The sequence below is a fragment of the Pedobacter nototheniae genome (assembly GCF_032678625.1).
In the GTDB taxonomy this organism is placed as follows: Bacteria; Bacteroidota; Bacteroidia; order Sphingobacteriales; family Sphingobacteriaceae; genus Pedobacter; species Pedobacter nototheniae_A.
The window spans coordinates 92,295-115,156 of the sequence record NZ_JAVTSO010000005.1; the positions used below are offsets into that span (position 1 = coordinate 92,295).

The window sequence follows — 22,862 nt, forward strand, 5'->3', positions numbered from 1 at the left end:
CTATTGAATATTAGCAAGCGCCTGTTTAACGGCATTATCATTTTGATTTATGGCTTTATAATAGCCAACATCACCAAGGTAATAGCGACAAAGCAAAGCCTTGAGGTCGTTTTGGATGACACCCTTAGCATTATAAAGTTGTAAACGATCAATCGGCACATTTTTGCGCTGTATAAAGCCAATAAAGTCTTTAAAATCGTTATCGTTAATGTTAAATATGTTAATGTTTTGCTCCACAAAAGCTGCGCTATATTTATTGGTTAAAACATTAAAAACATAATCCGCTAATATTTTTTTACTTACCAGGTTGCTGTAAAACTTATTGTAACCAGCAGTATCTAATCTTACAAAAACATCAGGCCTGATGCCACCAATAATTTTTTGTTTAATTACCGAAGGATTAGCTGCGTCAGGTTTTTCTACCGAATCTTGGAACGAAGTACGATCTCCGGTTAACTCTCCGTCTGTCATTCGATCATCCAGCTCATGTTTATAAGCGTCGTATCCTTTTTTGTAAGATTTCTGAATACTTTTACCAGAAGGCGTATAGTATCTGGCAATGGTTAAGTTTAGGGCCGAGCCATCGCCAAAAGCAAATTGCTCCTGTACTAAGCCCTTGCCAAATGAACGGCGGCCAACAATAATTCCGCGTCCGAGATCTTGAATAGCACCGGCAACTATTTCACTCGCAGAAGCAGTATTTTCATTAATTAAAATGGCTAATTTGCCCTGTTGAAAAGCCCCTGTTCCCGTAGAAAAGTAATCGGTACGTGGCTCGTGTTTACCTTCAGTGTAAACAATTAATTTATTTTCAGGAAGAAACTGATCTGCTAAACCCGTTGCCGCACTAAAATATCCGCCACCATTATCACGAAGATCCAGAATGAGTTTTTTCATTCCCTTTGATTTTAGATTTGCAGCAGTTGTTGCAAAATCGCTATCGGTATTGGCGCCAAATTTACTGATGCGGACATAGCCGGTTTCGTTATTAATCATGTAAGCAGCATCAATACTGCTTATATTTACTTTGCCGCGGGTTACCATTAGTTTATTTGGTTGCAAACTTCCGGTGTGCAATAAAACCACTTTAACACCTGTACCTGATTTTCCCTTAAAACGGCCTGTAATCTGGTCCTTAGGTAAGTTTCGTCCACTAATTACTGTACTATCAATACTTAAAATTTTATCGCCAAGTTTTATCCCTGCCTGGTAAGCAGGCCCATCCTTAACTACGCTCGTTACCATCATCGTGTCGTTAAGCATATAGTATTCAATACCAACACCTTCAAAGTTTCCTTCCAGGTTATCTTCCATGTCTTGTGCGTCAGTTGGTGGAAGATAAATGCTGTGCGGATCTAACTGATGTAAAACGCTGTCAATAGGGAGGTTGTGGAGCGAGTCTGTATTGATGTCATCAACGTAATTTTTATTGATGATGTGTAGAATTTCATCCAGTTTTTCGGTGTTGTTTGCTGTGAGTTGAGGATTTTTTTGCACGCTGAATCCCTGATCCTTTATGAATTTAATGCCCAGCACCATTCCAGTAATCAGAATGATTGTATAACTAATGGCAATCAGAAGATTATTACGGGTATTCTTTTTCATCGGCGACCTTGCAAATTTATGAAAATTAGTGGGTTGATTAATTTTTTAACCCCATTTTCATGCATTTTGTTTATACTTTTTAACATAATTTAACCGGATGCGGCGCTTCGTTAAATTATTGCTTGCAGATTTTTAATTTTTTAAGGTAGTTTTTAGAAAGAATTTACCGAATTTTATCAAAATTATATTTATGAACAGAGTAACCGAGCAAGAATCCAATTACAATCACATCGAACAAATGTCGGTAATGGAAGTTCTGCAGGGCATTAATAACGAAGATAAAACTGTTGCCTATGCAGTTGAAAAATCTTTGCCTCAAATAGAAAAACTAACATCGGCAGTTGCTGATAGAATGAAAAAAGGCGGTCGTCTTTTTTATATAGGTGCTGGTACAAGTGGTCGTTTAGGGGTTGTAGATGCATCTGAATGCCCGCCAACTTATGGCGTTCCGTTTGATTGGGTTGTGGGTATTATTGCAGGTGGAGATACCGCAATTAGAAAAGCTGTAGAGTTTGCCGAGGATGATGAAGAGCAAGCCTGGAAGGATTTGCAGGAATTTAAGATCAGCGATAAAGATTGCTTAGTTGGTTTAGCTGCTTCGGGCACAACGCCTTACGTTGTTGGTGGCTTAAATACGGCACGTAAAAATGGAATTTTAACCGGTTGTATTGTTTGTAACACCGGCGGCCCAATTGCTGCTGAATCCGATTTTCCTGTTGAAGTAGTGGTGGGTCCAGAGTTTGTTACCGGATCAACACGTATGAAATCAGGAACTGCACAAAAACTGGTTTTAAACATGCTGAGTACTACAGTAATGGTTCAATTGGGTAGAGTTGTTGGCAATAAAATGGTCGACATGCAGTTAACCAATAATAAACTGGTAGATCGCGGTACCCAAATGGTAATGGATGAGCTGAATATTAATTACGATGAAGCTGCAAATTTATTAAACCAATATGGTAGCGTGCGTAAAGCGGTAGAAGCTGCAACAATTAAAAAGTGATAAAATAACCGGTTGTTGCGATAGCAATTAAATGTTCGCTTATTCAACAGGTTTTACCGGTTACACATTCAAAAATCAATTATGCACGAGATAGAACCTTATTACCAATGGAGAGATGAATACATTTCGGCAGAAGATGAACGGTCGCCGTTTTTCAATACCGAATATTCTGAACTTTATTTTGATAAGCAGATATATAATTTTTTACTGCATCCGCAATGGGACGAATTTGGTTCAAGCACGCTTTATATGAAAGTGCTTTTTGCGGATTACGACTGTAGCTACGCCATTATAGAGTTTATAGGCGAATGGAATGATGCCATAAATAATGATATTATGTTGTTAAAACGTGATATTATAGAGCTGATGATGGACGAGGGAATTAATAAATTTATCCTGATTGGCGAAAATGTATTAAATTTTCACGCATCAGATGATAGTTATTACGAAGAGTGGTTTCAGGAAGTTGATGAAGGCTGGATTGTTGGCGTTAATTTTAGCGAACATGTAATTAGCGAGTTTAGAGATAACAGTATCGATTATTACATTAACTTTGGTGGTGCTTTTGATGATATGCCCTGGCGTACGTTAAAACCTTTACAGTTCTTTAAAAAAGTTGAAGAATTGCTGACAAAAAGATTGAACTAAATATTTATTTTTATAATATTTACCATAACACAAATTAAAAATGGAACAACAAAATTATCAATATCAAGACAACAGTGTTTTCGTTCAGGAAAAGACGGTTTCTAAAAAATTCTTTGCAAATGTATTTTTATGGATGTTTGTAGCCCTTTCGCTATCTACATTAGCGGCAATTTATATCTCAGGCAATGATGCAGCTTTAAGACAATTAATCAATTTTGAAACAGGACAAAGAACCGGTTTAGGTTACGTTGCCATGTTTGCACCTTTAGGTTTAGTATTACTTATGGGCGCTGGTTTTAACAAATTATCATATGGCGCTTTGTTGGGTGTTTTTGTGCTTTTCTCTCTGCTTTTAGGCGTTAGTTTAAGCTTTATCCTATTAGTTTACACCGGCACATCAGTAATTACCTGTTTTGCAGCTGCAGCTGGTATTTTTGGCATCATGGCCTTTATGGGGTATACAACCAATATCGATTTAAGCAAATTCGGGCCAATATTAATGGTAGGCGTTGCAGGTATATTCATTGCAAGCATTATTAACATGTTCATTAAAAGTGAGCAATTTAGTTTAGTAATGGCATTTATTGGTATTGCCGTATTTACTGCATTAACCGCTTATGATGTTCAGAAAATTAAAAGAATTGGAATGGGTATCGAAGAAAGTGGAGAAGCTATCCCTTCAGCAGATACTAAAAAGTTAGCCATCATGGCCGCATTAAATCTTTATTTAGATTTTATCAATATTTTCCTTTTCTTACTTCGTATTTTCGGAAGCAGGAAATAATCTTTAAAACAGAACAATATTCTTAAGGCCGTGCAGTTTTGCATGGCCTTTGTAATTTTATTTGGTAACAAGGCGATAATTTTTGGAATTGATGTTGCTTTGTTGCATTTTTGTATGCTTATTAAGAAAGACGGAGGGATTAGACCCAACGAAGTCTTAGCAACCTGTGCCAACAAGGTGCTAAATTCTATTCCTGATCATATCAGGAGAAAGATAAGTTTAGGAAGTACAATCGTGTACCTGCTTTTTAAATAAGCCATTTTTGGAGATATAAACCGTTAAGCGGAAGATGTATGATCTTACTGTTTTCTGTTTTATCCCACATTTTACAAGACAAATGAGCATAAGAGAAGAATTAGAAAAGCGTATTTTAGTGATTGATGGAGCGATGGGCACCATGATTCAGCGCTATACATTAACCGAAGAGGATTTTAGAGGGGAACGCTTTAAGGATCACACCTGTGATGTTAAGGGTAATAATGATTTACTCAATTTAACCCGTCCGGATATTATAAAAACCATACACCTTGAATATTTAAGTTCGGGTGCAGATATTATAGAAACCAACACCTTTAGTACCCAGCGGATTTCCATGGCCGATTACCAGATGGAAGAGCTGAGTTATGAACTGAGTTACGAAGGTGCAAAAATAGCCAAGGAGGCAACCGCCCAATTTATGGCGCAGCATCCCGATCGGAAATGCTTTGTAGCCGGTGCGGTAGGTCCAACCAACCGTACTTTATCTTTATCGCCTGATGTTAATGATCCAGGATTCAGGGCCATTAGTTACGATGAACTTTTCGATGCGTATTATGAACAGGTTCGTGGTTTAGTTGATGGCGGTTCTGATGTACTTTTAATCGAAACCATTTTTGATACCCTGAATGCTAAAGTAGCCATTGCAGCCATAAAAAAATACGAAGAAATTGTTGAGCGTAAGCTTGAAATTATGATTTCTGGAACGATAACTGACGCTTCCGGCAGAACGCTTTCAGGCCAAACGGCCGAAGCTTTTTTAAATTCGGTTATCCACGCCAAACCATTAAGTATTGGTTTTAACTGTGCGCTTGGGGCAAAAGATATGCGCCCGCACATTGAAGAGCTTTCTGCTAAAGCAGGATGTTATGTATCGGCCTATCCAAATGCAGGTTTACCAAACGAATTTGGCGCTTATGATGAACAACCACATGAAACAGCGCACTTGGTTGATGATTTTATTCATTCTGGTTTCGTTAATATTGTAGGTGGTTGTTGTGGTACTACGCCCGAGCATATTGGTTGTATTGCTGCCAATGCCCGTAAATCTGCGCCACGTAAAATCCCAACTTTAGCGCCTTATATGCGTTTAAGCGGTTTAGAACCCGTAACCATTACACCCGAAAGTATTTTTGTAAATATTGGTGAACGAACCAACATTACAGGATCTCCTAAGTTTTCCAAACTCATTTTAAGTGGCGATTATGAAGCCGCACTGGCAGTTGCACGCCAGCAGGTAGAAGGTGGTGCTCAAATCATCGATGTAAATATGGATGAGGGAATGCTGGATTCGGAAGCCGCAATGACTAAGTTTTTAAACCTGATTGCTTCTGAACCTGATATTTCGAAATTACCCATCATGGTCGATTCCTCTAAATGGAGTGTAATTGAATGTGGTTTAAAATGTTTGCAGGGCAAAGGAATTGTAAACTCAATTTCTTTAAAAGAAGGAGAAGAGAAGTTTAAAGAAAGTGCCCGGAAAATTATGATTTACGGTGCTGCTGTTGTAGTTATGGCCTTTGACGAAAAGGGCCAGGCAGATAACTACGAGCGCCGGACAGAGATATGTAAAAGAAGTTATGATATTTTGGTGAATGAAGTTGGTTTTCCTGCTGAAGACATCATTTTCGATCCAAATATTTTAACCGTAGCTACAGGGTTAGAAGAACATAATAACTATGCTGTCGATTTTATAAATGCAACCCGTTGGATTAAGGAAAACCTGCCGCATGCCAAAGTTAGTGGAGGAGTTTCCAATATTTCGTTCTCATTTAGAGGGAATAATACCGTACGTGAAGCCATGCACTCGGCCTTCCTTTACCATGCTATACAAGCTGGTTTGGATATGGGCATTGTAAATGCAGGGATGCTTGAAGTGTATCAGGAAATTCCGCCAGAATTGTTGGAAAGGGTAGAAGATGTGCTTTTAAACCGCCGAGATGACGCCACGGAACGTTTGGTAGAATTTGCCGAAACTGTAAAATCCAAAGGTAAGGAAATCGTTAAAAATGAAGAATGGCGTAAAGGAACGGTTCAGGAACGATTATCGCATGCATTGGTAAAGGGTTTGATAGAATATCTTGATGATGATGTTGAAGAAGCCCGTCAGTTTTACCAAAGACCAATTCAGGTTATTGAAGGGCCACTAATGGACGGTATGAATATCGTTGGTGATTTATTTGGGGCAGGGAAAATGTTTCTTCCGCAGGTGGTTAAATCTGCCCGTGTAATGAAAAAAGCAGTTGCTTATTTATTACCATTTATTGAACAGGAAAAACTTGATAATCCGGATCAGGATCAGAGTTCATCTGCCGGAAAAGTATTAATGGCCACCGTAAAAGGTGACGTACACGACATCGGAAAGAACATTGTAGGCGTTGTATTAGCCTGCAATAATTTCGAAGTTGTAGACATGGGCGTTATGGTTCCGGCGCAAGACATTATTAAAAAAGCCAAAGAAATTAATGCGGATATTATTGGCCTGAGTGGATTGATTACACCATCCTTAGATGAAATGGTTCATTTTGCCAAAGAAATGGAACGTGAGGGCTTTACCATTCCTTTAATTCTGGGTGGGGCTACTACTTCAAGAATCCACGCTGCGGTTAAGGTTGCCCCAAATTATTCGGGACCGGCTATTCATGTGCTCGATGCATCCAGAAGTGTTACGGTTTGCAGCACGTTAATGAATGGAGAAACCAGAAACACTTACATTAGCCAGATTAAAGAAGAATATGAAAAAGCCCGCGAAGCCCATTTAAATAAACGATCTGATAAACGTTTTAAGACCATTGAAGAAGCTCGTAAACATCAATTTAAAATAGATTTTGAACCAAATCTTCCGGTGCCTGAATTTACCGGGACCAGGGTTTTTGATCATTATCCATTAGAAGAACTGGTTCCTTATATTGATTGGACACCATTTTTTCATACCTGGGAACTTCGTGGAAGCTACCCTAAAATATTTGATGATAAGAATGTAGGTGATGAAGCTAAAAAGCTTTTTGATGATGCCCAGGAATTGTTAAAAAGAGTGCTTGACGAGAAATTATTTACTGCAAGGGGAGTTATTGGTTTCTGGCCGGCAAATTCGGTAGGTGACGATATTGAACTTACAGTTAATGATGCTAAACATCAGTCTCCGGATTCGGAAGTTGTAACCATACATACCCTTCGCCAGCAGGCTGAAAAAGTAGATGGACAACCATACTATGCTTTATCAGATTTTATTGCACCAAAAGAAAGTGGAATACAGGATTATTTTGGTGGTTTTGCCGTAACAACCGGTATTGGTGTTGATGAATTGGTTGCTGAATTTGAAGCAAATCACGACGACTATAATAGTATTATGGCAAAAGCACTTGCTGATCGTTTAGCAGAAGCCTTTGCCGAGCGTATGCACGAACGAGTACGTAAAGAGTTTTGGGGTTATGCCAAAGAAGAACAATTAAGTAACCAGGAGCTGATTAAAGAGGAATATGCAGGCATTCGCCCGGCACCGGGTTATCCCGCCTGTCCGGAGCATACCGAAAAAGGAACTTTATTTGAATTACTGGATGCCGAAAATAAAATAGGTTTACGCCTGACGGAAAGTTACGCCATGTATCCAACCGCAGCAGTGAGCGGTTTTTACTTTGCACATCCTCAATCGCGTTATTTTGGACTTGGAAAAATTACCAAAGACCAGATTGATGATTATGCCATTCGTAAAGAAATGTCAGTTGAAGAAGTAGAACGCTGGTTAAGCCCCAATTTAGCTTACTAAGAAGAATAAATAAGAAACCAAACTAAAGCCCCTTTTGGGTTATGAAAATTACAGACCATATTCAAAATTCTGAGGGTAAAACCCTTTTCTCTTTTGAACTTTTACCACCAGTAAAAGGGAAAAGTATTGATGAAATTTATAAAGCGATAGACCCGTTAATGGAGTTTAATCCGCCTTTTATTGATGTAACTTACCATAGAGAGGATTTCATTTATAAACAACACGACAGTGGTTTGCTTGAAAAAGTTTCTTACCGTAAAAGGCCAGGTACAGTAGCCATTTGTGCAGCCATTATGAACCGCTATAAAGTGGATGCAGTACCGCATTTAATTTGTGGAGGTTTTACCAAAGAAGAAACTGAAAATGCTTTAATTGATTTACAGTTTTTAGGAATTGATAATGTTTTAGTTTTACGTGGCGATGCACGCCATGCAGATTCTTCTTTTGTACCTACTCCCGGCGGGCATTCATTTGCTTCAGATTTACTTCAGCAGGTTACGGATATGAATAATGGCCATTATCTTCACGAAGATCATGATGCTTTTAAAACGGATTTTTGCATCGGCGTTGCCGGTTATCCGGAAAAGCATTTTGAGGCTCCAAATTTAAAAACAGATTTTAAATACCTGAAGAAAAAAATAGAAATGGGCGCAGAGTTTATTGTAACCCAGATGTTTTTTGATGTGCAGAAATACGTTGATTTTGTAAAGCTTTGTCGTGAAAATGATATTCACGTACCTATTATACCCGGTTTAAAGCCAATTACCTCATCAAAGCAATTAATCAGTTTACCTAAAATTTTTCACCTTGATTTGCCGGATGAATTAAGTGAAGCGGTACACGCCTGTAAAAATGAAAAGGATGTTAAAGAAGTAGGCATAGAGTGGATGATTGAGCAGTGTAAAGAGCTGATTAAAGTTGGCGCTCCTGTACTCCATTTTTATACAATGAGTAATCCTGAACCAACCAAAAGAATAGCAAAGGCAATATTTTAAGTTGACAACTTTCGTATGAATAAACATTTAAAAAATGATCTGGAATCGATAGAATCCATATTGGAACAGGTTAAAAACCAGGGGATAGATTTTTTAAACAACATTCATGAACGGTCTACCTTTGCACAACAGGAGGTTCAGGTAATAACTGATCTGGAGGAGGAAGGTATAGGCACACTTAATGCGCTGACACAGTTTAATAAACGTTTCGAAGAAATTATCGTTGCCGCTGCAGGGCCAAGATATTGGGGCTTTGTAACCGGTGGAACTACACCTGCTGCAATAGCTGGCGACTGGCTTACTGCTGTTTATGATCAAAATACACAGTCGGTAAAAGGAAATGGTGATGTTTCGGCCCGTATCGAATTAGAAACGATTAAACTTTTGCTGTCGCTTTTCAATTTACCAAATGATTTTTTTGGCGGCTTTGTAACCGGGGCAACCATGTCTAATTTTACTTGTTTGGCGGTGGCCAGGCAATGGATAGGCAAGCAAAGCGGAAAAGATTTTGCCTTAAATGGAATATCAGGTGCAATTCCTGTTTTGTCGGCCACGCCACATTCTTCATCGGTGAAATCTTTAGCCATGCTGGGGCTTGGAAGTCATAATTTTACCCAATTACAAACCGCAGAAGGAAACAGAGAAGCTATTGATATAGAAGATTTAGAACATAAAATTATTGCACTCGATGGCAAACCTTTTATCCTTATTTCAAGTGCTGGAACCGTAAATACAGTAGATTTTGATGATTTTAAAACCATCTCCAAACTGAAAGAAAAATATAATTTCTGGTGGCACATTGATGCTGCTTTTGGTGGTTTTGCAGCTTGTTCTCCTAAATACAGCCATTTGGTTAATGGCTGGGAAATTGCCGATAGTATTACCGTGGATTGCCACAAGTGGTTAAACGTACCTTATGAAAGTGCAGTGTTTTTTATAAAGGAAAAACACCAGCTTTTGCAAGTGCAAACCTTCCAAAATTCTAATGCAGCTTATCTCGGAGATCCCCTGGAGAATTTTAGTTACCTTAATTTTTTGCCCGAAAACTCAAGGCGTTTAAAAGCATTGCCAGCCTGGTTTACATTAATCAGCTATGGGAAAAAGGGCTACCGGGATATTGTAGAAAATAATGTGGAAATGGCCTTGCTTTTCGCCGGTTTTATTGAAGAAAATACTTCTTTCGAATTGCTTGCGCCGGTAAGGTTAAATACCGTTTGCTTTACTTTAACGGAAGAAAATTTAGTCGGCAACTTTCTCAATCAGTTGAATACAACTGGTAAAGTTTTTATGACGCCCACAGTTTATAATGGTAAAAAAGGTTTAAGAGCAGCATTTGTAAACTGGCGTACAACTCAAGAAGATATAGAAATTGTTATTGCAGAAATGAATAAAATAGTTTGTTCATAAATTATCCAACTGAAGCTCTGTTTCGTGCCTCAGTTGGATAAGATTATAATTGCAGTTTACTGCCCATTACTGTATGTTTTTTTATCAACCCCAACACCTGTAATTTTTATAGATTTCCAGTTTGGTGGAAGCTGTGTTTTAATTTGTATTATGCCTGCGGGTGTAATTTCTAATCCCCCGAAGCCCATTAATACAGCCTGCAACACACCACCTGCGCCGGTGGCAAAGTAAGGGTTTGTACCGCCTTTTGTTTCGGCAATTACCCTGAAAGGCGGATTTAAATTAGGCTCATAGGCATCCTTAAAGAAATGATAAGCTTTTTTTCCATCGCCCAACCTCGAATATAAAAGGGAGAATATAGCATGGGTCATGGCAGGGGTTCCTTCTGTTGGAACTCTGGTTTCATAATACGCCAAATCTTTTTCAATCTGCTTTTTATCTGTAATTTCTTTAAGCGGATAAGCCAAAAGATTAACGTCACCCTGCTTAATGCCTTCGCCTTTGTAGGTTTCATGTTCTTTGGTTACCCCATTCTCCAATTTAAGGATTGGAATGTTCTGTGCAACATAATTCCAGTCTGCATTCGGTTTTAAACCTAATATTTTGGCCAACGTTGTGGCATTAAGTAAATTAGCCTTGGCTGCAGCATTGGTAAAAGCATCATTATCTACATTTTCTGCCCATTCATCAGCAGCAACTACATTTTTAATGTCGAATTTACCAGGCCCGTTTCGTTCTACCCGGCTTGCCCAAAAATCGGCAGTAGCGGATAATATTGGCCAGCCTTTTTCTTTTAGCCAAACGGTATCCTGAGTTACACTGAAATAGTTATAGGCCGCTAACGCTACACAAGCTGAGATGTGATGCTCAAAAGGACCGCTTAATGCCCATACAGGCGTTTCTTCAACACCGGTATCTGCACTTTCCCATGGGTACATCGCTCCTTTATAACCATGTGAAAAAGCATTACGCTTCGCTGCCTCCAGGCGTTCAAAGCGATATTCGATAAGCGATTTTGCAATATCAGGGTGTAAAACCAGCAAAGCCGGAAACATCCATATATCAGTATCCCAGAACACATGCCCGTTATATCCTAAACCCGATAAACCCATTGGCGAAAGAGAATTTGAGGTTCCTGCTCTTGAGAAAGAAGTTAAATGATACAACATGCTGTGTACATCCTGTTGAGCCTGCAAATCGCCTTCTATTTTAATGTCAGATTCCCATAATTTATCCCAGGCCTGGTTATGAAATTTAATTAACCTCTCTCTTCCTTCCAGTTTTGCAAAAATAGTTAATCTTTCGGCTTCGTTTAAAGGATCGGCATGTTGTGCAGATGTAATGGTGCTGCCCACAACCGAATAAGAATAAATAGAGCCACCCTTAAGTGTTTTGCTAAATTTCATTAGGTGCATGTTATTATCCCACATCTCATGGATAATCTTAGGCTCATTGCCATGCATTTCATTAAAAAGGAAACTGTTTGAAGCACAAAGCTGCAATTTACCTGTAGGGCTTTTTGCTGTAGAGGTTAATAAACTTAAGGTAACATGTGGCCTGTCAATCTCATTATAATAATTTTGTACATCACGCAAGGCATCCGGGGTTTCCATTACACTTGCAGCAGTTAAATTAAGGTCTTGTTTTGCGGTAATGCTTACATCCATTAATACCGAGTAGGGTAGTTGTTGCAGCGCATAATAAGTGTATTTGATTGTTGCCTTGTTGCCATAATCCAGGGTAGTGGTAAAAGAAGCATGTTGCATATCCAGTTCCTGCCGCAAATTCTGAATGTTTTTAGCATCCAGTCTTTTGCCATCAATTTCGATAAACATATTTAACAGGTTAAACCCCTTTAAAAAGTTACTCACTCTTCCCCGCCCATAAGTATCGTAGGCACCCGCCAACACAACATCTTTAACTTTAAAAGGTTCAGCGGATGATACCACACCAATTACCCCGTTACCAACAGTTATACCATAATAATTATTCAGATCAATTTGAGCAGGCTTAATTTTCCACGGATCCTGTGCTTTTAACCCGAAGCAAAAAAAAGCAAGCAAAAAGAGTGTAATTATTTTTTTCATGTGTTTTATAAAGAAAATGGATTTAATAAAAATGAGTCTGGCAATGGTGCCAGACTCATTTAAGGTAAAGTTAAACGATTACTAATAACCAGGGTTTTGAATCAAATTTGGATTACCCAGTTGAGTATCAGGAATAGGAAAGAGTAAGTACTTTGGATCATCTGTTGGCTTTTCCTGCCATGGGGTTAGAAATTTACCAAAACGGATTAAATCCTGTCTTCTGAAACTTTCCCAATATAATTCACGACCACGTTCATCTATCAGATTATCTAATGTTAGTGTACTAAATGATGTTGCACCTCTTGTAGTCCTTAATGTATTTACAATAGTTAGAGCAGGTCCACTTTGACTTGTGCGTAATAGAGCCTCGGCTTTCATTAGCAATACGTCGGCGTAACGATAATAAACCCAGTCATTTTCTGGTTTTTTAGTTGTATTTTCATTTGGATAATCAATAGGATATTTTACGATTCGAATACCAGCAACTTCCAGGTGGTTAGGATCACGTTCAATAATACTTACTTTAGGATCGAAAGCAAGTGGATTACCTTTTCTGTCTTTTAATGCAACACCGTTTTGATCGTACTGCTGACCAACAAGGAAACCAACTCTTACTCCCGAGATATTTGTTTGTCCTGTGTAAGACCCACCTCTTCTTAAATCTGCTGTTTCAAATTTGTTATAAAAATCTGATAAAGTAGAGAAGCCGTTATAACCACTTGGGTTTTGATTATAATGTAGTGTACACCTCCAGGCTCCATCTAAATCACTTCCGGCAACACCTCCTGTGTTTTGAGCAGTAAAAATGTTTTCTTTTGATAATAAGTGATTAGTTGCTGCAAAATTATCGAAATAGTTTGCTGTTAAAGTATAACCACTGGCAGAAATTTCATCAGCAAGTGTAATTACTTTAGCCATATCGGTCTGATCGAAAGTTGGATTACTGCGGTTTAAAAATGCACCTTTATTTAAGTAAACTTTCATAAGCAATACTTTCGCCGCATCTTTATTTGCTCTTGTAGCGTTACTGACCCCTCCTGATGGCAGGTCAGGGATTATTGCAGTTAATTCCGTAATCAGGTAATTTATCTCTTCGGCTGCTTTTCTAACCCTTGATGGCTTGGTTACATCCTCGCCAAAATCTCTGTATGGTACCTGCCCCCAGCCATCCAAGATGGAGAACTGTGCAAAAGCACGTAAAAACCGAGCCTCGGCCGATTGAGCTGGGGTTGGGTTATAACCAAGTACATTTGTACTTACGTAAGAAATACTGTTTAAATCAGTAAATACACTTGTAATTCTTGAGTCGTCTGCTCCCCATTTATGTAAGTGCAGGGCACGCCATGCACCATTATCATCCCAGTCACCTGCACGGGTTGGAACGATAATTTCGTCAGAGGTTACTTCTTGCAAAGCTGACCAGTTCCAGGGGGCTTGATATGGACCAACCATAGCCGAATAACTTGCGGCTATTAATCCAGGCACGCTCCCTTGGGTTAACGAACCGCTATTGGTTTGACCGTTTAAATCTTCTTTAAGATTTGTACAACCCGAAAAAGAAAGGGCCGCCATTACAAATCCAATAATATATGTATTTTTCATGTTGTTACAGTTAAAAATGGTTAAAGAGAAAAGTTAACGCCTAAATTAAATGTTCTGGCAGTTGGGTAAGCATTGTAATCTATACCTGCTGAAGGAACACCATTTATACTTTTGTTAATATTAACTTCAGGATCGAAACCAGTGTATTTGGTAATTACAAAAAGATTTTGCCCGTTTACATAAACATTTAAAGCTTTAATAGATTTACCAATATTGCCAAAGTTGTAATTTAGTGTAGCGTTGGCCAGTTTAAGGTAGCTGCCATTTTCAATGTATCTTGATGATGCAGCTACGGGGTTAGCTAACGACTCTTGGACTGGAGAACTAAGCAAAGCAGAGGCCACGTTGCGGGTACCTAAATTGGATATTGGTAATACGGAATTGGCTGTGTTGTTATAAATATCCTGACCAAAAGCACCATTGAAATTTGCCGTGAAAGAAAGTTTTTTATAATTAAGGTTAGTACTTAAACCTATAATAACTTTAGGATTAGGATTGCCTACATAATATTTAGTAAAACCATCATCGGTGTAAAGCGAAAAACCACTTGCGTCCAGGCCATTATATTGTCTTGTGACCATTGCAAATAGAGGCAAGCCATTTTGAATCACCTCTGTATTTACTCCACTTAAGCCTTGCCCATTTAACGAGCCAGTTTTAATGATGCCGGTTAGATTTTGTACTTTGTTTTTAATAAAAGTTGCATTGCCACCCATAGACCATGCGAAATTGTCGTTACTGATGATGTTTGCATTTAAACTTAATTCAACACCTTTATTAATAATCTGACCATCTAAATTTGTCCATGTAGGTACATTTCCAGTTTCTGCTGGTACGAAGGCAATTTGTGGAAACAATAAATCAGTAGTCTTTTTATTAAAGTAGTCAATGGAGCCTGTAATTTTACTTCCTAAAAAAGCAAAGTCTACACCGATATTAGTTTGCTTGTCCGACTGCCATTTTAAGTTATTGTTTTGATTATTTAAGCCCTTGTTCTGTGTTTCAATTCCATCTTTTCCATAATAAATTACACTATAGCGCTGTTGTGCAGATCCCGACGGGAAACTCTGATTACCTGTTTCGCCATAACCAACTCTTAATTTTAACTGGCTCAACCAAGTGGCATCTTTAAGAAAATTTTCATTTTTAACATTCCAGGCTGCTGCGAAAGAAGGAAAATAACCATACTTATTGTTACTTCCAAATTTGGTCGAACCATCTGCTCTGACTGTAGCCGTTAAAATATATTTACTATCATAGTTCAGGATAGCTCTTGCAAAGTAAGATTGTAATTCAGTTGTTGGATCGTTATAGGTTACGAAGGTTCGGTTGGCAGGATTAGTGGCTGCAAAGAAGTCAGTATAGTCGCCTGGGAGCTCTCCAAAACCAGTTGCCGTATTAATTGCACCCTTATTTATAAAATTAGAATACTCATAACCAATAACAGCATTTAAGTTTAATTTGCTAACAATCTCTTTATTAAAATTAAGTGTATTGGTAAATTGTTGAGTAATTAATTCTGTTGTGGCTAAACTGGCAAATCCGCCAAGTGATCCATTAGCCGGATCTGCAGCTATGCCCTGTAAGTTAAGGAAACTTCGGGTTGATGATCGCCTGATGCCTGCGCTGTAATTTACACTCACCAACATACGATATTCTAACCAAGGAGTTATTTTATAATAAGGAGAAATACTACCTAAAATAGTTGATACTTTTGATTTATCGCTATTTGCAGCCAGTGCAGCTAATGGGTTAATAATCGTTGAACCTTGATCGATAAAAAGACTACCATCAGCATTATATAACGATTGAGTTGGATTCCATGACAAAGCCTGGCTAATTGCACTACCTTGAAAACCTGCATCTGTGGTAATAGGTGCTAAATTTTCCAAGTACTGACTGCTAATCATATTTATGTCTAATCCCAGTTTTTTACTTTCCAGAAATTTAAAATTCCCATTAAAACCGGCACTATATTTTTTAAATCCACTGGTTTTGATAATGCCTTTCTGATCCTGATAACCAACAGATGCACGATAGGTATTTCCGTTTGTTCCGCCGCTGATTCCTACGGAATAATTTTGGTTGTAACCCGTTTGAGTTATGGCATCCAGAGCATTTACATTGCTGCCAAAATCGCCACTGGTTAAACTATATTTTTTAAGTGCCGAACGGTATTCGTCAGCATTTAACACATCTACTTTACGGGCTATGTTGCTAATACCTGCCGAAGCGCTTACATCAATTTTAGTCTCGCCTGTTTTGCCTCTTTTGGTCGTGATTAATACAACTCCGTATGCAGCACGAGACCCATAAATAGCTGTTGCCGATGCGTCTTTTAAAATCTCCATCGTTTCAATATCTGCCGGATTAATAAAGTTTAACGGGTTGCCATCAGGCGTTGTACCTGTTCCAGCACTGGCCGCTAAACCACCTACTCCCTGATTGGTTGATGGCCTGGCAGATCTGTCATCTAAGGCCACTCCATCTACTACGTATAAGGGTTGGCCAGTACCTGTTATGGCTGAATTACCCCTGATGTGCACCGTAGAGGCACCACCCGGCTGGCCACTGTTGTTGGTCATTTGTACCCCTGCAACTTTACCCTGTAATAACTGATCGGGAGAAGTGAGCGGGCCTTTATTAAAATCTTTTGCAGATATGGTTGTGGCGGCACCTGTTAAATCACTCTTTTTAACAGAAGCATAGCCAACAACAGTAATGCCTTCTAAATTGTTGGTGGTTTGCAGATTTACATTAACAATACTTTGATTGTTAACACTCACCGTTTGCGCTTGATAGCCCACAAAAGTGATGATTAATTTTGCTGATCCTGAGGGTACGGATATTGCGTATTTTCCTTCAACATCTGTTTGGGTTCTGGTATTTGTACCGGCTACCTGAATGGTTGCCCCAACCATTGGGGTTTTATCTGTATCGTAAACAATTCCTTTAACAATTGTTTGCGCAAATACAGCCGAATTAAGCAGCATAAAAAAGCTTAACGCTGCAAGCATTCTCAATGCATACAATTTGGGTTTGTTCAGCTGAACAAACCAGTTATTCATTAGTAAAGTGATTCTCATGGTTTAATATTTGGTTTTTAGTTAATAGTTTTTATCTGTACAGTTAGGTTATTAAATAGGATTGTTTTCTGTCATGTTTACAGCGGTTAGGTTTATATTGGTTAGGTTTAGTTTTTCTGCATTCATTTTTAAGTAAACACCATTTGTCCAGCCAAAACCATCCTGATTTGGATATTCGCCGCCACCTGCTTCCAGTGAAACATCCGCAACATTATATTTTTCCATAATCTTTCCGGTTTTATTGAATACACGTTCAACGGTACTCAGCCAGTTTTTACAAATGCTTTTTGCCAACGCATCTGCACCATAATTTTTTACGCCTAAAAGTGCTATCCATTGTAAGGGTGCCCAGCCATTGGGTGCATCCCACTGTTGGCCGGTTAATAAAGAAGTAGTAATTAAACCACCAGGTTTAAGAAAATCCTGTTCTATATGTTTAATTACAGCATTAGCCTCAAGTTTGGTGGCTATTCCAAAAAATAAAGGGAACATTGTTGCTAAGCTCAGGGTTTCCGAAGATTGGTTCTTTTTGAAATCATAATCCAGGTAAGCTTCCCTTTGGCTGTTCCATAAATATTTTTTTATAGCAGCCAAACGCTCATTGGATTTTTGAATAAAGAATAAGTATTCATCATAAAAGCCTGCAAACTTTGAAGCTTTTGCAATGGTATATTCCAAGTGCCAAAGCAGACAATTTAAATCAACAGGAATCAGGTCTATGGTTTTTATACTGGTCATATCCTGTGGGTTTTCAAACCACCTTCCCGAGAAATCCCAGCCAGATGCACAGGCGGCTCTGATATTTCGGTATAAATCAGGTCTTTCGGGATTGGTGTTTCCATAAACTTCTAAATCTTCGTGATATCCTTCAGGCCTTGGGGTATTTAGTGTATCCCAATACCGATTCAGAATTTCTCCACCAGGCAACATTACCGTATGCGCTACGGCTTTTGTATTATGATTTAAATCTTCACTACCACGCATCCAAAAATTATATTCTTTTTTTAATTCAGGCAGATACCTGATGAGGTTCATTTCTCCTCTTTCTTCTGCCAGTAACTCGATCATTAAGGAAAAAAATGGAGGTTGAGAGCGACTTAAAAAATAACTTCGGTTGCCATTAGGAATAAAACCATATTCGTTAATAAGAAAAGCAAAGTTATTAACCATGTCTTCAATCAACTCTACCCGGCCCGATACTTGCAGGCCTAACATCGTAAAATAACTATCCCAATAAAACAACTCCCTGAACCGGCCTCCTGGTACTACAAATTTAAAAGGCAGGTTAATCTGGGTACTATATTCTTCAACAGTTTCGCGAATAAGCTTATCCCATAAATTATTGATATGTTCAAGTAAAGTAGTGGTTTTCTGATTTGCACCAAGCTTTAATTGTTCAGGTAAAAAGAATGTTCCCTGAAGAAATGTCAAAAGATCAAAATCAGGACTGTTCTTTTGTAAGCGGTATTTTTTTAAGATTTTATCCGGACTAAACTTTGGTACGCAATCCGTAAAAACTTTTTGGTCAGAAAAAATTTTCTGGGTTTGTACATCGAAGAATAACTCTTCTAAATCTTCTATATAAAGTAAGTTCTCTTGCATATAAATAGTTGCAGTTAGTCTTTAATTAAATCGGTTACGACTGTTTTCTTTAATTTATTAAAAAACAAAAGGGCTACTGCAAGTACGGATAAAGGAAACAGAGAAAAATAAAATGCCTCTTTTCCACCATAATACTGGAAAATATTACCCGTAATTAATGAGCCTAAAGTTCCGCCAAGGGCAGAAAAAATTACAATAAGGCCCGACATTGCCGCATGTTGATTTTTAGGCAGCGACGCGAGTACAAGCGAGTTGATGGCCGGGTAAATCGGTGCCAGAAAAAAACCAATTAAAGGGAAAATGTAGGCAACTAAAGGAATATCTTTCCAGCTTATAATGCTGTGTTGTACTGTATTTGCCGCCAACGGCATGGTAATAAGAACCAATATGCCTGCGGCAGCCAAACAAGCACCAAGGCATATATACCAGGATATTTTTTTCAAAACCAATCCTGCAAAAAAGCGGCCTAAGGCAGTTGTACCTGCCAATATACTGGCTATAAGAATACTAAAGGACGAGGGCAGGTGCAGCACCTTATTGTTAAAACTGGGTAACCAGCTCATAATGCTTTGTTCAATCAAAACATATAAAAATGCACAGGAAATAAACGAAATAACCAATGGCAACATGAGCAATTTGAACATGTTTACAAAAGATTCTCCCGAGCTTACTTCGGCACCAGGTTTAATTTCAGATTCGTTTAGCGGAGATAGCGTTAATAAGGCTAAGGCTAAAATGTATAAAGAGCCAATTAAATAATAAACCTGAAACCACCTGGCCGAACTTGCGTTGGCGTCATCAATAAAATAACTGAATAAAAAATAACCTGATAAAATGCCAACCATAAAAAAGCTTTCAATAAAATTCATCAAGCTAATGTGCTCTTTTTCACTTCTGGTAATCAAACCTATTGTGCCAAATACGGAGATTTTAATTAATGCAAAACTGGCTCCTGTAATGGCGAATAAAATTTTAATGGCTATAAATGTTTTTAAAGAAGGAATAATAAAACAAGTAACTGCTACGGCTGCCAAGCCAATTTGCATAGACTTTTTATAGCCTATTCTGGTTATAAAAGAAGCGACAAGAAAAGAAACCAATGCAATGGTTATGTCTTTAAAAGCCTCTAAAATAGATGCAGAAGATGCCGAAACTTTGTAATATCGTTGCGACTGTAAAATTACAGTACCTACACTATTCAATAATACTCCAAACAGGAGGTAATTGATTAGTACAGAAATTTTTATCTTTAAAAATTCCATGTGGCCTTAAGAAATATTTGGTTAAAAGTTGTTTAGTTCGTACTAAACAAAAATGTACATTCTTTGTAAATTCAAATTATCCTGTATTCATTATTTATTTAACTATATTAATATTTAATTAATAATATTATAGATTTAAGTCTTAATAGCGATGAAAATGTAAACGTAGTTCCATTGCTTTCGAATTAAAATTATACAAATGAAAATACATTACGAAATCATTAAAACCGATCAAAATTCGTCGTTCAGGTTTTTACATCAGAATAAGCCAACCAAAGAGTTTATCTGGGAATATCATTACCATCCCGAATATGAACTGATTTGTGTTTTTGAAGGTGCCGGAACCCGGCATGTGGGTTCGCATTTAAGTGTGTATGAAGAAGGCGATTTGGTGCTTATTGGTTCAAATGTGCCACACTCAGGCTTTGGTTTAAATGCGAGCGATCCGCATGAAGAAATTGTAGTGCAAATAAAACCAGAAGTGCTCGATAATTTATTAAAAGGTTTTCCTGAAATGAAAGGTATTGCCGATTTAATTGAACGATCTAAACATGGTATAAAATTTAATGGTGCGGTAAAGGCAAAAGTTAAAACTAAACTTATCGCAATGAAGGATATGAAACCCTTTAATAAAATAATTGCTTTACTGGAGGTTTTTAATTTACTGGCAAGTAACGATACTTACGATCTTTTAAATGAGCAGCCTATTGTAGCAAATTTAATCAGTAAACACCGGTCGAGATTGCAGAAAATATTTACCTACGTGGAAAGTTATTATTTAAAAGATATCGATATACAGGAAGTCGCCAATCTCGTCAACATTTCGGTGCCTTCTTTTTGTAATTATTTTAAAAAGATGACTCATATAACTTTTACTGAATTTGTTAATCGCTATCGAATCCAGAAAGCCTGTTTACTCTTACTGCAGGATAAAACGATAGCGCAGGTTTGTTTTGAATGTGGTTTTAATAATGTTACCTATTTCAACAAGATTTTTAGGAAAATTGTCAGCAAAACCCCGTCAGAGTTTAGGAAGGAAAATTAAAATTACTATTTGCATGGTTTTCTTTTTTTAGGAAATACGAAGCAGCAATTTTAATTATTTATATGCTTTATTCTTTGCTTTTAAAATCAGGCTAAGGAAGAAACATATTTTGAATTTGAAACCTTTTTACAGAACCATGAGATTATCGTAACTGTTTTAAAGAATAGACTTTATCTTTGTAATAATGAATTTAGGAAAGTTTAAATATCTTCTGATTTTATGTTTCACCATTACCTTAATGTTTAAGGCAAGTGGTGCGGGTGCATATTTAAATCTTTCTGCCAATAAATTTATTTCCTTAAATGAAGACCCAACAGAGAAAGAAGAGAAGGCTGAAACAGCTTATTTTGATGACTGCGTAATCTCCCTTCCGTATTTAGCTATTCCAGCTCTACCTTTAAAAAATCAGGTAGCTTATTATAAAGTTTTTAATCCAACTTATATTCCTGAGGTTTTAACGCCTCCTCCGTCAGGTAAAGCAACGTATTAAATTTTTCCTTTTTTAATAAAGAGATCATTAACATTATTTACTCTAAAAAACAATAAAATGAAACGAGCAATTTCTTTCTGTTTTGCGGTATTTTTAATTTCCGCATCCTTAAAAATTAGTGCACAGGAAATTGTGCAAAATAACATTCAGCCTATTCATAATTCAGTTTCATTGGTTTCACAATTGGAACCCGTAAGTTTTAATTATGAAAAACAATGGGCAGAAAAGCTGAAGTTAAATTCTAATCCGCAATATGGTTTTATACCTGCTGATGTTCAAAAGGTATTGCCGGCTTTGGTTTCAAAACGTGCGAAGGATTATCCATCGGGCAAAAATGCTTTTAAAACAGCAACCATTCCAACTGTAGATTATCAAAGTTTAATTCCGCTTTTAGTTGGCAGTATTAAAGAACAACAACAACAAATAGAACAATTGAAACGGGAAATTGAAGTTTTGAAAACTCAAAAATCTAAGTAAACTGATTTGGCGGTGTATCATTTTGACTGTAGTGGAGAAATCTACGCCCTTTTAAAGATTTCTCCATTCGCCACCAATGTAAGGTTGGTGGCTGAAATTCTAAAAAAAAACGAGTAGCTTCAATAAAAAATTAATCATGAGAAAAATTATCGCTTCCGTAATCTTTTGCCTGCTGTTTAATCTGGCTAATGCACAAATTACCTCTACCGCTATGCATATTGATGATTTAAAAAGTGCACCATTTAAATTTAAAGGAACCCGGGCAATGATGGTGGATCGAATTGACGATGCATCTTCTAAAAATATTTTTGTTTTTTCTAAAGTCCCGGCGGGGCGTAACCCGGATACCTTGTATGCAGAGAAATTTACTAAAATGGGTGATGTTTGGAAACTGGTGCAAGAACAAACCATTACACACAATGGCGTAATAAGTGTTTGGGGCGCAAGAAAAGGATTTACAGATGCCGATAAAGATAAACAAGTAGATGCCTTTTTTATTTATAGTTTTCATGATGCCGGTTTTAAGAAACAACTTTCTGTGCACCTCCTTCTTTTTCATAAAGGCGAAAGTTATACCCTTTCAGAAACGACGGAAGGAAAACAAAGTCAAAGCAAAAACTTTGCAAGTTTGCCCGAAAGTATTAAAACCGAAATTTTGGAATACTGGAATAAACTCGATAAAAATAATTGAGGCAACGTAAAATATTTAACATAATCCTTTACCCTCAAACAAAATGGCCTAAGTTTA

Annotated in this window: 16 protein-coding genes and 1 riboswitch; of the genes, 10 read left to right on the forward strand and 6 right to left on the reverse strand. The window is 37.6% G+C overall.

The features are described 5' to 3' along the window. Positions 1-1,605, reverse strand: a complete 1,605-nt coding sequence (locus R2Q77_RS15285) for a S41 family peptidase (protein ID WP_316804593.1) — start codon at positions 1,603-1,605, stop codon at positions 1-3. Between the two features lie 190 nt (positions 1,606-1,795). Between R2Q77_RS15285 and murQ the strand changes: the two genes are divergently transcribed. From murQ to R2Q77_RS15315, 6 genes are all read left to right on the forward strand, one after another. Next, positions 1,796-2,608, forward strand: coding sequence for an N-acetylmuramic acid 6-phosphate etherase (murQ, locus tag R2Q77_RS15290; protein ID WP_316804594.1), 813 nt, complete (start codon positions 1,796-1,798; stop codon positions 2,606-2,608). An 81-nt stretch (positions 2,609-2,689) separates the two neighbouring features. After that, positions 2,690-3,256: a hypothetical protein gene (locus tag R2Q77_RS15295; protein ID WP_316804595.1), complete on the forward strand. Its 567-nt coding sequence runs from the start codon at positions 2,690-2,692 to the stop codon at positions 3,254-3,256. Between the two features lie 40 nt (positions 3,257-3,296). Beyond that, entirely contained in the window at positions 3,297-4,040 is a 744-nt protein-coding gene (locus tag R2Q77_RS15300) for a Bax inhibitor-1/YccA family protein (protein ID WP_316804596.1), read from the forward strand. Between the two features lie 115 nt (positions 4,041-4,155). Continuing rightward, positions 4,156-4,260, forward strand: a riboswitch (SAM riboswitch). A 117-nt stretch (positions 4,261-4,377) separates the two neighbouring features. Then, positions 4,378-8,061, forward strand: a complete 3,684-nt coding sequence (gene metH / locus R2Q77_RS15305; RefSeq protein ID WP_316804597.1) for a methionine synthase — start codon at positions 4,378-4,380, stop codon at positions 8,059-8,061. Between the two features lie 41 nt (positions 8,062-8,102). Next, positions 8,103-9,056 carry a methylenetetrahydrofolate reductase [NAD(P)H] gene (gene metF, locus R2Q77_RS15310; RefSeq protein ID WP_316804598.1) on the forward strand — a complete coding sequence of 318 codons (954 nt, stop codon included), beginning with the start codon at positions 8,103-8,105 and terminating at the stop codon, positions 9,054-9,056. Between the two features lie 15 nt (positions 9,057-9,071). Beyond that, positions 9,072-10,463, forward strand: coding sequence for a pyridoxal phosphate-dependent decarboxylase family protein (locus R2Q77_RS15315; protein ID WP_316804599.1), 1,392 nt, complete (start codon positions 9,072-9,074; stop codon positions 10,461-10,463). A gap of 56 nt (positions 10,464-10,519) precedes the next feature. Here the strand turns inward: R2Q77_RS15315 and R2Q77_RS15320 are convergent, their stop codons facing one another. The 5 genes from R2Q77_RS15320 to R2Q77_RS15340 form a co-directional block, all read right to left on the reverse strand. Continuing rightward, on the reverse strand, positions 10,520-12,550 hold the full coding sequence (locus R2Q77_RS15320; RefSeq protein ID WP_316804600.1) for a glycoside hydrolase family 65 protein: 2,031 nt from the start codon (positions 12,548-12,550) through the stop codon (positions 10,520-10,522). 81 nt (positions 12,551-12,631) lie between these two features. Then, entirely contained in the window at positions 12,632-14,152 is a 1,521-nt protein-coding gene (locus R2Q77_RS15325) for a RagB/SusD family nutrient uptake outer membrane protein (RefSeq protein WP_316804601.1), read from the reverse strand. A gap of 20 nt (positions 14,153-14,172) precedes the next feature. After that, positions 14,173-17,238, reverse strand: a complete 3,066-nt coding sequence (locus R2Q77_RS15330) for a SusC/RagA family TonB-linked outer membrane protein (RefSeq protein WP_316804602.1) — start codon at positions 17,236-17,238, stop codon at positions 14,173-14,175. Between the two features lie 51 nt (positions 17,239-17,289). Continuing rightward, the gene (treA, locus tag R2Q77_RS15335) at positions 17,290-18,840 is read right to left on the reverse strand and encodes an alpha,alpha-trehalase TreA (protein WP_316804603.1); all 1,551 of its coding nucleotides are present in this window, start codon (positions 18,838-18,840) and stop codon (positions 17,290-17,292) included. A 14-nt stretch (positions 18,841-18,854) separates the two neighbouring features. Beyond that, the gene (locus R2Q77_RS15340; RefSeq protein WP_316804604.1) at positions 18,855-20,102 is read right to left on the reverse strand and encodes an MFS transporter; all 1,248 of its coding nucleotides are present in this window, start codon (positions 20,100-20,102) and stop codon (positions 18,855-18,857) included. Between the two features lie 199 nt (positions 20,103-20,301). Here R2Q77_RS15340 and R2Q77_RS15345 point away from each other — a divergent pair, with 199 nt between their 5' ends. The 4 genes from R2Q77_RS15345 (at position 20,302) to R2Q77_RS15360 (ending at position 22,805) form a co-directional block, all read left to right on the forward strand. Continuing rightward, positions 20,302-21,147, forward strand: a complete 846-nt coding sequence (locus R2Q77_RS15345; protein WP_316804605.1) for an AraC family transcriptional regulator — start codon at positions 20,302-20,304, stop codon at positions 21,145-21,147. Positions 21,148-21,331: 184 nt separating this feature from the next. Then, the gene (locus tag R2Q77_RS15350; protein WP_316804606.1) at positions 21,332-21,637 is read left to right on the forward strand and encodes a hypothetical protein; all 306 of its coding nucleotides are present in this window, start codon (positions 21,332-21,334) and stop codon (positions 21,635-21,637) included. Between the two features lie 57 nt (positions 21,638-21,694). Then, a complete protein-coding gene (locus R2Q77_RS15355) occupies positions 21,695-22,114 on the forward strand; it encodes a tail fiber domain-containing protein (RefSeq protein WP_316804607.1) in 420 nt (139 codons plus the stop codon). Positions 22,115-22,250: 136 nt separating this feature from the next. After that, a complete protein-coding gene (locus R2Q77_RS15360) occupies positions 22,251-22,805 on the forward strand; it encodes a hypothetical protein (protein WP_316804608.1) in 555 nt (184 codons plus the stop codon). The last annotated feature ends 57 nt before the right edge of the window (positions 22,806-22,862 follow it).

Excerpts from the sequence above, each read along its gene's own strand:
- R2Q77_RS15320 (WP_316804600.1), bottom strand. The coding sequence starts at position 12,550 with ATGAAAAAAATAATTACACTCTTTTTGCTTGCTTTTTTTTGCTTCGGG.
- R2Q77_RS15325 (WP_316804601.1), bottom strand. The coding sequence starts at position 14,152 with ATGAAAAATACATATATTATTGGATTTGTAATGGCGGCCCTTTCTTTT.
- metH (WP_316804597.1), top strand. The coding sequence starts at position 4,378 with ATGAGCATAAGAGAAGAATTAGAAAAGCGTATTTTAGTGATTGATGGA.
- R2Q77_RS15330 (WP_316804602.1), bottom strand. The coding sequence starts at position 17,238 with ATGAGAATCACTTTACTAATGAATAACTGGTTTGTTCAGCTGAACAAA.
- R2Q77_RS15300 (WP_316804596.1), top strand. The coding sequence starts at position 3,297 with ATGGAACAACAAAATTATCAATATCAAGACAACAGTGTTTTCGTTCAG.
- metF (WP_316804598.1), top strand. The coding sequence starts at position 8,103 with ATGAAAATTACAGACCATATTCAAAATTCTGAGGGTAAAACCCTTTTC.
- R2Q77_RS15355 (WP_316804607.1), top strand. The coding sequence starts at position 21,695 with ATGAAACGAGCAATTTCTTTCTGTTTTGCGGTATTTTTAATTTCCGCA.
- R2Q77_RS15340 (WP_316804604.1), bottom strand. The coding sequence starts at position 20,102 with ATGGAATTTTTAAAGATAAAAATTTCTGTACTAATCAATTACCTCCTG.
- R2Q77_RS15350 (WP_316804606.1), top strand. The coding sequence starts at position 21,332 with ATGAATTTAGGAAAGTTTAAATATCTTCTGATTTTATGTTTCACCATT.
- R2Q77_RS15360 (WP_316804608.1), top strand. The coding sequence starts at position 22,251 with ATGAGAAAAATTATCGCTTCCGTAATCTTTTGCCTGCTGTTTAATCTG.
- R2Q77_RS15315 (WP_316804599.1), top strand. The coding sequence starts at position 9,072 with ATGAATAAACATTTAAAAAATGATCTGGAATCGATAGAATCCATATTG.
- R2Q77_RS15285 (WP_316804593.1), bottom strand. The coding sequence starts at position 1,605 with ATGAAAAAGAATACCCGTAATAATCTTCTGATTGCCATTAGTTATACA.
- treA (WP_316804603.1), bottom strand. The coding sequence starts at position 18,840 with ATGCAAGAGAACTTACTTTATATAGAAGATTTAGAAGAGTTATTCTTC.
- R2Q77_RS15295 (WP_316804595.1), top strand. The coding sequence starts at position 2,690 with ATGCACGAGATAGAACCTTATTACCAATGGAGAGATGAATACATTTCG.
- murQ (WP_316804594.1), top strand. The coding sequence starts at position 1,796 with ATGAACAGAGTAACCGAGCAAGAATCCAATTACAATCACATCGAACAA.
- R2Q77_RS15345 (WP_316804605.1), top strand. The coding sequence starts at position 20,302 with ATGAAAATACATTACGAAATCATTAAAACCGATCAAAATTCGTCGTTC.